The organism is Halobacteriovorax sp. HFRX-2_2, assembly GCF_043196705.1.
GTDB lineage: Bacteria > Bdellovibrionota > Bacteriovoracia > Bacteriovoracales > Bacteriovoracaceae > Halobacteriovorax_A.
On the sequence record NZ_JBEBMT010000002.1, the window covers coordinates 862,687 to 871,934 of the forward strand.

At 37.8% G+C, this 9,248-nt stretch carries 12 protein-coding genes; 8 read left to right on the plus strand and 4 right to left on the minus strand.

The window, feature by feature from the left end; all coding sequences use genetic code 11:
* Positions 1-11 precede the first annotated feature (11 nt).
* From ABMA79_RS09410 to ABMA79_RS09435, 6 genes are all read left to right on the plus strand, one after another.
* Positions 12-968 carry a hypothetical protein gene (locus tag ABMA79_RS09410; protein WP_393092116.1) on the plus strand — a complete coding sequence of 319 codons (957 nt, stop codon included), beginning with the start codon at positions 12-14 and terminating at the stop codon, positions 966-968.
* Between the two features lie 162 nt (positions 969-1,130).
* On the plus strand, positions 1,131-1,613 hold the full coding sequence (locus ABMA79_RS09415) for an NADH-quinone oxidoreductase subunit B (RefSeq protein ID WP_103218032.1): 483 nt from the start codon (positions 1,131-1,133) through the stop codon (positions 1,611-1,613).
* Positions 1,606-2,241, plus strand: coding sequence for an NADH-quinone oxidoreductase subunit C (locus tag ABMA79_RS09420; RefSeq protein WP_393057887.1), 636 nt, complete (start codon positions 1,606-1,608; stop codon positions 2,239-2,241). Before ABMA79_RS09415 ends, ABMA79_RS09420 begins: the two co-directional genes overlap by 8 nt.
* A gap of 21 nt (positions 2,242-2,262) precedes the next feature.
* The gene (locus ABMA79_RS09425) at positions 2,263-3,408 is read left to right on the plus strand and encodes an NADH-quinone oxidoreductase subunit D (RefSeq protein ID WP_393057885.1); all 1,146 of its coding nucleotides are present in this window, start codon (positions 2,263-2,265) and stop codon (positions 3,406-3,408) included.
* Positions 3,405-3,923, plus strand: a complete 519-nt coding sequence (locus ABMA79_RS09430) for a 4Fe-4S binding protein (protein WP_393092119.1) — start codon at positions 3,405-3,407, stop codon at positions 3,921-3,923. The genes ABMA79_RS09425 and ABMA79_RS09430 overlap by 4 nt, the downstream gene beginning before the upstream one ends.
* A gap of 195 nt (positions 3,924-4,118) precedes the next feature.
* Positions 4,119-4,640 (plus strand): hypothetical protein, encoded by a 522-nt coding sequence (locus tag ABMA79_RS09435; protein ID WP_393092122.1) that lies wholly within the window; start codon positions 4,119-4,121, stop codon positions 4,638-4,640.
* Between the two features lie 12 nt (positions 4,641-4,652).
* Here ABMA79_RS09435 and ABMA79_RS09440 read toward each other — a convergent pair whose 3' ends face one another.
* From ABMA79_RS09440 to ABMA79_RS09455, 4 genes are all read right to left on the minus strand, one after another.
* Positions 4,653-5,372: a lysophospholipid acyltransferase family protein gene (locus tag ABMA79_RS09440; RefSeq protein WP_392859911.1), complete on the minus strand. Its 720-nt coding sequence runs from the start codon at positions 5,370-5,372 to the stop codon at positions 4,653-4,655.
* 76 nt (positions 5,373-5,448) lie between these two features.
* Positions 5,449-5,895 (minus strand): DMT family transporter, encoded by a 447-nt coding sequence (locus tag ABMA79_RS09445; protein WP_392859913.1) that lies wholly within the window; start codon positions 5,893-5,895, stop codon positions 5,449-5,451.
* Positions 5,896-5,908: 13 nt separating this feature from the next.
* Entirely contained in the window at positions 5,909-7,126 is a 1,218-nt protein-coding gene (locus ABMA79_RS09450; RefSeq protein ID WP_392859914.1) for a class I SAM-dependent rRNA methyltransferase, read from the minus strand.
* Positions 7,127-7,128: 2 nt separating this feature from the next.
* Complete coding sequence (locus ABMA79_RS09455) at positions 7,129-7,419, minus strand: hypothetical protein (protein WP_392859916.1); 291 nt, start codon at positions 7,417-7,419, stop codon at positions 7,129-7,131.
* 52 nt (positions 7,420-7,471) lie between these two features.
* On the opposite strand from ABMA79_RS09455, the gene ABMA79_RS09460 reads away from it, so the two are divergent.
* Together ABMA79_RS09460 and ABMA79_RS09465 are read left to right on the plus strand one after the other, a co-directional pair.
* Positions 7,472-8,332, plus strand: a complete 861-nt coding sequence (locus ABMA79_RS09460; RefSeq protein ID WP_393092125.1) for a hypothetical protein — start codon at positions 7,472-7,474, stop codon at positions 8,330-8,332.
* An 81-nt stretch (positions 8,333-8,413) separates the two neighbouring features.
* Positions 8,414-9,248 (plus strand): ATP-binding cassette domain-containing protein (locus ABMA79_RS09465; protein ID WP_393092128.1); only part of this gene is annotated, 835 nt, incomplete at its 3' end.

Genomic DNA, 9,248 nt, shown 5'->3' on the forward strand with positions numbered 1-9,248 from the left:
ATTTTAAGTTAATGCATTTTCGACGTCATCTACCTACATTTACTCTATCAATATTAACGATTTACCTCGTGGCATTTAGTGCAAATGCGAGCAGCTGGGGACAACGTGGTGGAGTAATTCACTCGGCCACTGATAAGTATAGTGGAAATTGGCGTAAGCTTAGTTCGACCCAAGAGGGTAGCATTGAGCAATTAATTGAAATCGTCTCAACCTCAAAGCTTGGGATTCAGTTAATTGATAAGGCACGCTTAAGGGCCGCTAAGGATCGTAAGCGACTCGAAGAAGTTATTGATAGTGGAGATGCTTCTGTGACGGATACGACCCTCGTAAGAAAGTTCAATCCAAGCTCTCCTGAAAGTGTGCGCTTTGAGACAAGATCCAAAGTTTATATTGATAAGTCTCATTCAACAAAGAATGCCGTCTTAGACCTTATTCACGAGTTAACTCACTATATCTATAAGAAGCCATTTAATCCTTATTTAAGTGATTTCTCTGTTTCCACTTTCTTAAGTGATACGATTCAGGGAAAGGGTGGAGAGGTTGATGCCTTTTTGGTTGAGTGTCGAATCGGGCGCGAAATTTATGGGCTTAAAGCGATCTCACCACAATGCCTAAATATTTTAGATGGAGAGGAGTTCTCAAGAGAGCTTGCTGTAAAGGAATTTTATAAACTGGGGGCACATTATGACCAGTTTAAGCATGCAGTAAACAAACTAGGTATCTCTCATGAAGTAGTTGAGCATAGCTCAAGCGAAGACTCTAGCCTCATCTCATCGGCCTGGTCTAAGCCATATCCAGTAGCTGTTATTGAGGAGTTTGAGACGATCATGACCAAGGTCTGTCAAAATGACCTCAAGCGTATGACCTATCTAAAAGAGAGCCAGAGCCGCTCAATAGCGAGCGCCAATAAGAAAGTCGGTCAGGCAGAATCTAAGTTTAATGCTAGATGTCGTTCATATTTAGACTAAATTTTATTGACGACTGAACTCAATAATGTCTCTATGCACCAACGTTTCCATACAAAAAACTCTCTTTTTTCCTCGGCTTTAATTGACTACAAAGCTAAGCATTGGTAATTTATAACCTAAGAATTTCATAATTTTATACATCTATAAAAAGGATTGCTGGCAATGCAAGATAGTGTTGTTTTATTAAAACTTGATGACTTCCTTAACTGGGGAAGAAAGAACTCTCTATGGCCAATGACGTTTGGTCTTGCTTGTTGTGCTATTGAAATGATGGCAACTGGTGGATCTAAGTATGACTTAGAAAGATTTGGTTGTGGTGCTTTCATGGCGACACCAAGACGTGCGGACTTAATGATTGTTGCAGGTACTGTAACTCTTAAAATGGCCCCAAGAATTAAGACTCTTTACGAACAAATGGCCGAGCCGAAATATGTTATTTCGATGGGTTCATGTGCTAACAAAGGTGGGCCTTACTGGCAACACGGTTACCACGTTCTAAAAGGTGTTGATGAGATCGTACCTGTTGACGTTTACGTACCAGGTTGTCCTCCAAGACCAGAGGCCCTAATCGAAGGTTTAATGACACTTCAAAAGAAAGTTGCCAACGAAAGACTTCTTAAAGATAAGTGGGTGAAGCATGCTTAATGAATTAGTAACTTTTATTAATGATAAAGTTAGTGGTGCAAATGCTTCTTTAATTGAAAATGAAGCAGGTGATAAGCCAATCTTAGTTGATGCTTCAAAAATTAAAGACGTTTGTTATGCACTAAGAGATAGCTCTGAATATCAATTCAACGTACTTCAAGTTGTATCAGGTGTTGATTACGAAAATGAAATCGAAGTTAACTATATGCTGGCTTCATTCATTACAAACTCTGATGATGTAATAATCAAAGTTAAACTTCCAAAAGCAAATAAAGATGATGTTCCTAAGATTGATTCTGTTTGCGACGTTTGGAAGGCCGCTAACTTCTTAGAGAGAGAAGTTTACGATATGAACGGTGTTGAATTTGTTGGACACCCAGATCATAGAAGAATTCTTTGCCCTGAAGACTGGGAAGGTTTCCCACTTCGTAAAGATTACGAAGTTCAAAAAGCTTGGCATGGTTTCGAAATTAATCCAGAACACAAAATGAATATTGCAGATCACGAGTTCTTCGCTAAGGCGAGAATTGATGCTGCTGAACCAAAGAAAATCTCTGGTTCATGGGATGGAAAGATTTCGACTGATTTAGAGGCCGCTCTAAATAAGAAGATGGAAGAAGCTAAATAATTAATTTTAAGGATATTTTTAATGGAAGATAATACATTAAAACAAGAACAAGAAGCCTTACATACTGATCTATTGACAGTAAATATGGGGCCTCAACACCCTGCCACTCACGGGGTTTTACGTGTTGAGATTAAAACAGATTCTGAAATCGTTGTTGAAGCAACTCCATACCTAGGTTACCTACACCGTTGTATGGAAAAGCACAGCGAAAACTTAGACTATCGTGGAATCATTCCTTTCACTGACCGTATGGACTACCTTGGTGCCATGGGGATGGAATGGGGTTATGTTCACGGTATTGAGAAAATGCTTGGAACAGAAGTTCCTGAAAGAGCAGAGTATATCAGAATTATCGTTGCGGAACTTCAAAGAATCGCATCTCACTTAATGTACTTTGGTACTTATGCAATTGACCTTGGGGCCTTCACTCCATTCTTATATGCTTTCCAAGATAGAGAGCAAGTTCTAAGAATCTTTGAAGAGCTTTCAGGTGCCAGACTACTATACAATTACATTTGGATTGGTGGTGTTTGGAATGATATTAATGATGATCAACTTCGTCGTATCGACCAATTCTGTACTATGATGGAAGAAAATATGAAGAAGTACCACGACCTAGTTGGTATGAACGCTATCTTCCGTAACAGAACTGCTAATGTTGGTATCGTAACTCCTGAGATGGCCTACGAGTATGGTGCTACAGGTGCTGTTCTTCGTGGTTCAGGTGTTGAATGGGATCTTCGTAAGAAGAAGCCATATGGTTACTACGATAAATTCGATTTTGATGTTGTTACTGGTAAAGGTGAAATGGGAACTGTTGGTGACTGTTGGGATCGTTACTATGTACGTGTATTCGAAATCTTTGAATCAATTAAAATCCTTCGTCAAGCTCTTGATGGAATTGAAGCTGGACCTGTTATGGGGAAAGTTCCAAAGATCATTAAGCTGCCAAAAGGTGAGATTTATACAAAAACTGAGTGTCCACGTGGAGAGCTTGGTTACCACATCGTTTCAGATGGTGGAAAAACTCCTTATAGAGTTAAAGTTAAGTCTTCATGTTTTACACACACTTCAATGCTACCTGAGCTTGGAAAAGGTCAGATGATCGCAGACTTCGTTGCTACGATCGGAAGTATTGATATTGTACTAGGAGAGGTTGACCGATGAGCACTCAAGCAACTTACCAAGCAGGTGAGCAACTAACATTAGGAAAATGGTTTAAGAATATCTGGACTGGAATTAGAACAGTTACTAAAGGTCTAGGGATTACTTTTAAATATGTGTACGGTGTAAAGCCTGTAACAATTGAATATCCAGAAGTAAGAGAAGAGCTTCCAAAGAACTCTCGTTCACGTCTATTTAACGATGTTGAAAACTGTATTTCTTGTTACCAGTGTGCAACTGCTTGTCCAGTTGACTGTATCTACATTACAGCTGTTAGAAGAGATAAAGATGCTCCAGCGCTTAAGACAAGTGGTGGAACGCCAATCAAATTAGATCTTCTTCAATACACTATCGACACAGCTCTTTGCTGTTACTGTGGTCTTTGTACGACTGTTTGTCCAACTGAGTGTCTAACTCACACGACAGACTACGAATTCTCTCAATATACTCTTGATGAGATGAAGTACGATTACCTTGCACCAGATATCAAAAAATGGCGTGAAAGAATAGTAAAGTAGAAATAATAAAAGGCTCCTAACGGAGCCTTTTTTTATGTCTGCGAAGGCACAGGCCGAGAGCAGGTACATATCCATAAAGGACAATATGTCGTCACTTCAATAGACACTGTTTAAGATATTTACAACCTAACTATCTAATATCCCGTAAGATTCTTGGCACACAAAGTGCATCTATATATGTATCTGGAGGGAATGATGAAAACAATTCTTAAAGTTACAATTGCACTATTTATTGCTCTTAATGCTTTTTCATATCAGCAAATTTTTGCAACTTCAGGTGATTTAAAGATTAGAACTCAGTATCACGGTGATCAAGATATTAGATCAATTAGAGTTTACGGTGATACAGTAAGTGCTTATTCAAAAGATCCAAACGGTAGAGATTACAATGATGTTCTTTTTAAAGTTACAAAGGAATATGCTCAGTACAAGGAATTCCTATTTGATATTCTAGAAAAAGGTGACTTCGTTATCCTTCCAAATCAAACAGGAAAGATTGAAGATTTAAAAATAATTTATAAAGGTAAGCAGTACAGCTTTGTTGAGGCAGCACTTTTCTTAAATAGAAAAGATCTTTGTGGCCTAGGGATGGAATGTCCAACAAGTAATGCCGCTATAAATGATGGAAGAAGAACAACTGCACCAGGTACACAAGGCCCATTAAGAAGAGCAGATGCTAGAAAAGTTGATTACATGACAAGAGTAAATATCTTCTAATAAGAGGAAAGATTAAGATAATTCTTCAGCTAATTTATTAATATGGGCAAGCATTCTTTCACGAGTCTTGTCCATAAGGTCTCCAATATCATCCATCGTCATTCCCTCCGTCGAAATTGGCTCAAGAGCTTCAATGATAACTTTTCCAGGCCTAAGCTTTCTAAGATCAAAAGATTTCTCATATTCAGAAAAAACGACAGGGTAAATTGGGAGTTGTCCTTGGATGGCAACAACAAATGGACCTTTCTTAAATGGTAGAAGTCCACGTCCTTTAGAGCGAGTTCCTTCCGGCATAATCCATACATTGCAATTATCTTCTTTAATTGTTCGCGCAACTTCGGCCATTGCTCGCCAGGCCTTTTTGCGATTTGTACGATTAATTAAAATATTACCTGCTAGATAATACATTTGCCCAAAGATAGGAATCCAAACGAGAGATTGTTTTCCTAGTGATACTGTTCGTCTCGGTAGTGCCGGCCCAACAAAGAAGATATCGAGGTTGGATTGGTGGTTAGAGATAATGACTGAATTTCTAACGTCTTTGTGGTCTTTCTTCACTCTTGCATCAATTTTAATATGTAAGAATAGACGAGTTAGCCACGAGTAATAGTTTGCAATAAGGTATGTATTTCCTCGATTCGCTGGGCGAAACATACAGATTGGAATCCAGATTAGTGTTCCAATAACTAAAAATAGTCCGGCAATGAATAGACGAAAATACATTAAAAGCATTTTTACTTTATAGCATAGGAATTATCTGTGTCAGACTACAAAATGAAAGTGTGTTAACGCTATTTATAAGTAACTGTTAAAACAGTGTAATTAATAGCACTGAGCCAATTGCCATCAAGATTCCTAGTCCTTTTGGCACAGTTAGAGAGATGTTTTCAACGAACACATCCCATAGAACACTTGTCACCATTTGTGCTGCAATAAGCCCAACTGTTGTTTTAACAGCGCCAACTTCATAGATTCCAATTGGAAGACCAACAACAAAGAGAAAACCAAAGAAGCCAGGAATGACATACCACCACTTAAACTGGAACTCTTTCAAGCGAACGAATTCTGGAAAAAACTCTGGATTATGTTTAACGAAAAAGAAGAAACAAATACAAACAACTAGAGTAACAAAATTTCCTAGGAGGGCCATCCATGTAAGGCCAATATCATTTGTCATTAATCGGTTGAGGGCACCTTGAAGAATTCCAATGCAACCAATAAATAGGGGAACGATTATTGCTAGGTTATTTGTCATCTACTCTTATCCTTTATTTCTTTAGAAGTGTTAATCCCTTAAGGTAGTCGCCTTCAATAAAGCCCTTGAGAGATGGACAATCACCAGTAAGCTTAAGTGATCCAGTGATACTAATCTTACGGTTGCCAATATATTCTTTGATTTTATTTTCAAATTTCTTGCGTGTAATAGAATGTGTATTTAAAAAGATATGTGCCTTTCCACCCTTATTTAAAATCATATCAAATAGAGGAATCATATCCTTGTATGCATCAATAGCTTTTGAAACTTTCTTTCCATCACTTGATGCACTTGGAGGGTCACAAATGATTAAATCAAACTTACGACCTTCGGCCTTAAACTTTTCAAGGGCCTTAATTGTTGGCATACAAAGTGACTCATGATTTTCACTCATTTCGTTAAGCACTAAATTTTCTTGAAGCCAATCAAGGTACTTTTGCGAGAGGTCTACACTTGTTACATCTGTTGCGCCTTGCTTAAGAGCAAAGAGAGAGTAGGCACCTGTATAGCTATAAAGGTTAAGAACACTCTTTCCATCAAAGTCATCTTTCACACGATCTCTAATGGCCGCCATATCTGTATAGATACCAATATCATAGAATTGGTTAAGCTTAATTTGGTACTTAACACCAAACTCTTCTATAAGAAAGTTATCTTCTTTAAGTTGTTTATTAGTCGCACAGTAGAATTCTTTCTTGCGCTTAAGGTTTCTCTTTTGAACCCAAACCGTATCTTTAGGGTAGAAGTCTTTTACAATTTTTAGAACATCATTTTCAAAGTGGTTCCAAAAGTTTGCATAGAATTGAATTAAGATTCTATCCTTTAAACGTATAATGAATAGTCCTGGGAGGTAATCTGACTCACCAAAAGCTAGGTAGTAATTTTCTCGGTTGTCGATATTACCACGTGCCTCAAAACTTGCTTGCATACGCTCACGTAATTCAAAGTAGAATTCCTTTGGGCCTAGGTGAGAAGAGCCTTCTCCAATCCTCCAAATTCTAGCGAGAACACTGTCATGAGTAGGATCATTAAGCATAACAACAAATTTCGCATCGTCATTCTTAACTTCATCAAGCTTTGCTGTAATAAAAGGAGATCCCTTTGGAAACTTCAGAGAATATTTATCTTTTGTAATCCAAGGATGACCTTTGAAGATATATTTAACACTGGCAGGGTGTAGTTCTACCCTAGGTGTGCGAATGCGTGGACGACCTGCGGTTTTCTTGTTCATTGTTACTTTTCTTTTTCTAACTTTATACGGTATTGAAGGTTATTCTCTAATAAGAGAAGAAGTTTATTCGTAATCTCAAAAGGATTTGAGAGTTCAAGAACACCAAATTCTTGTAAACGAAATTTTGTTTCAAGATCCATATCACGGTACGGATCAAAATTTTGGCAAAAGAGTTGTAGCTCTTCTAATAGCTCATCATTGAGATAGAAATCAGGATGATCAATATCTTCTGATTGCTGTTCAAAAGCATGCTTTTCATTTCGAATGTGAAATAACTCTTCTTTATTTTCCATGGGATATTGTTATTTCAGATACATAGCGTTACGTCAAGATAGGAGGTCTATTTTGGCAATTTTATCTTTTCTATCTATTTCACTTATCGCTCTTTTCATCCCCGCAGAAAGTCTAATCGAAAGGTTTAACTTATTGAAATTTCGAATGCGCTCAGAGTATCAAAGAGGTAAGGACTTATTAATTGAAGTGTCGCAACTTAATCTGATGGGAGATCTAACGCAACTATCAAATTATAAGTTCTACGACTCATTAGTATGTGAAATAGCTCAGATTGCAAAAGAATTTGGCGCTGCAACAAGTCGTACTCTCGCAAAAATGCGCCACGCCCTTTCTAATGACCTGCAAATTGAGAAAAAGGTCTCAGGTACAATCAACGAAACCCTCTTTCAATTTCTTATGGCCATGGGCCTTACATTTGCTCTCAATATCTTCGCAACCAATATACTTGGGTTAAAGACTGATTACTTTTTTCTGGCCTTGGCCTTCCTCTATAATATGATGGGTGTCGTTAGCTTCATTTTATTGATTAAAAAATTAAAGCATAAATTCCTCGCACCAATAAGTAAGATCTTAAATTCCTATCTTATCTTTAAACTAATGTACGACGTTGGGACTCCCATAAATCAACTTGTCCATCGTTCAGCAATCAACTCAATTGTTGAGATGAACCAAGACTTGGCAAAGGACTTGTTTCGTAGGCTGTCGGCCCTTATTGAAATGAAAAAGCACCAAGGAGCAGATATTTGCGAAGACCTTGAATCAATTGAAATTAATCTGTGGGATGACTATCGAAGTGAAAATGAAGTTTTTTTACAACGATTAAAGATATTCAAGTTTGCATGGCTTGTGGTCTTCTTCTTTGTGCCTTATGTCGCAAACTTTTTCCGCCTAATAAGTCATTTAAATCTTTAAGCTTGTGAGCAGTTATAATTGATATTCTATCGTTTTGTAGGTACTTTATTTAGGTAATAAAAAAACAAATGGAGTCAGCTAATGGCCTATCAAAATGATAAGCAAATTATTTATTCAATGAATCGTGTTGGGAAAGTTTATAAACAAAAGCACGTTCTAAAAAATATCTCACTTTCTTATTTCTATGGAGCTAAGATCGGTGTTCTAGGTCTTAACGGTGCTGGTAAATCAACACTTCTTAAGATCATGGCAGGGCTTGATCAAGACCACTTAGGTGAAACTCACTTAGCAAAGAATTATTCAGTTGGATACCTTGAGCAGGAGCCAAAGTTAGATCCAGAGTTAACTGTTAGAGAAGTTGTACAACAGGGTTGCCAGGAGACAGTTGATCTTCTCGCAAAGTTTGATGAGATTTCTGCAAAGTTTGCAGAACCTATGTCAGATGACGAAATGAATGACTTATTAGATAAGCAGGCCAAGCTTCAGGATAAACTTGATGCAGCTGATGCTTGGACACTTGATAACCAACTTGACCTTGCAATGGAAGCACTAAATTGTCCTCCATCAGAAGCTAAGTGTGGAAACCTTTCAGGTGGAGAAAAGAGAAGGGTAGCACTATGTCGCTTACTTCTTCAAAAACCAGATATTCTATTACTAGATGAGCCGACAAACCACCTTGATGCAGAAACTGTTTGGTGGTTAGAAAGACACCTTCAACAATATAAAGGAACTGTAATTGCCGTAACACACGACCGTTACTTCCTAGATAATGTTGCTGGATGGATTCTAGAACTTGACCGTGGACAAGGGATTCCTTTTGAAGGGAATTACACTGGTTGGCTAGAAACAAAAGCAAAACGTCTTGCTCAAGAAGAAAAGACTGAGTCTAAGAGACAAAAGGCCATGAAGGAACAGC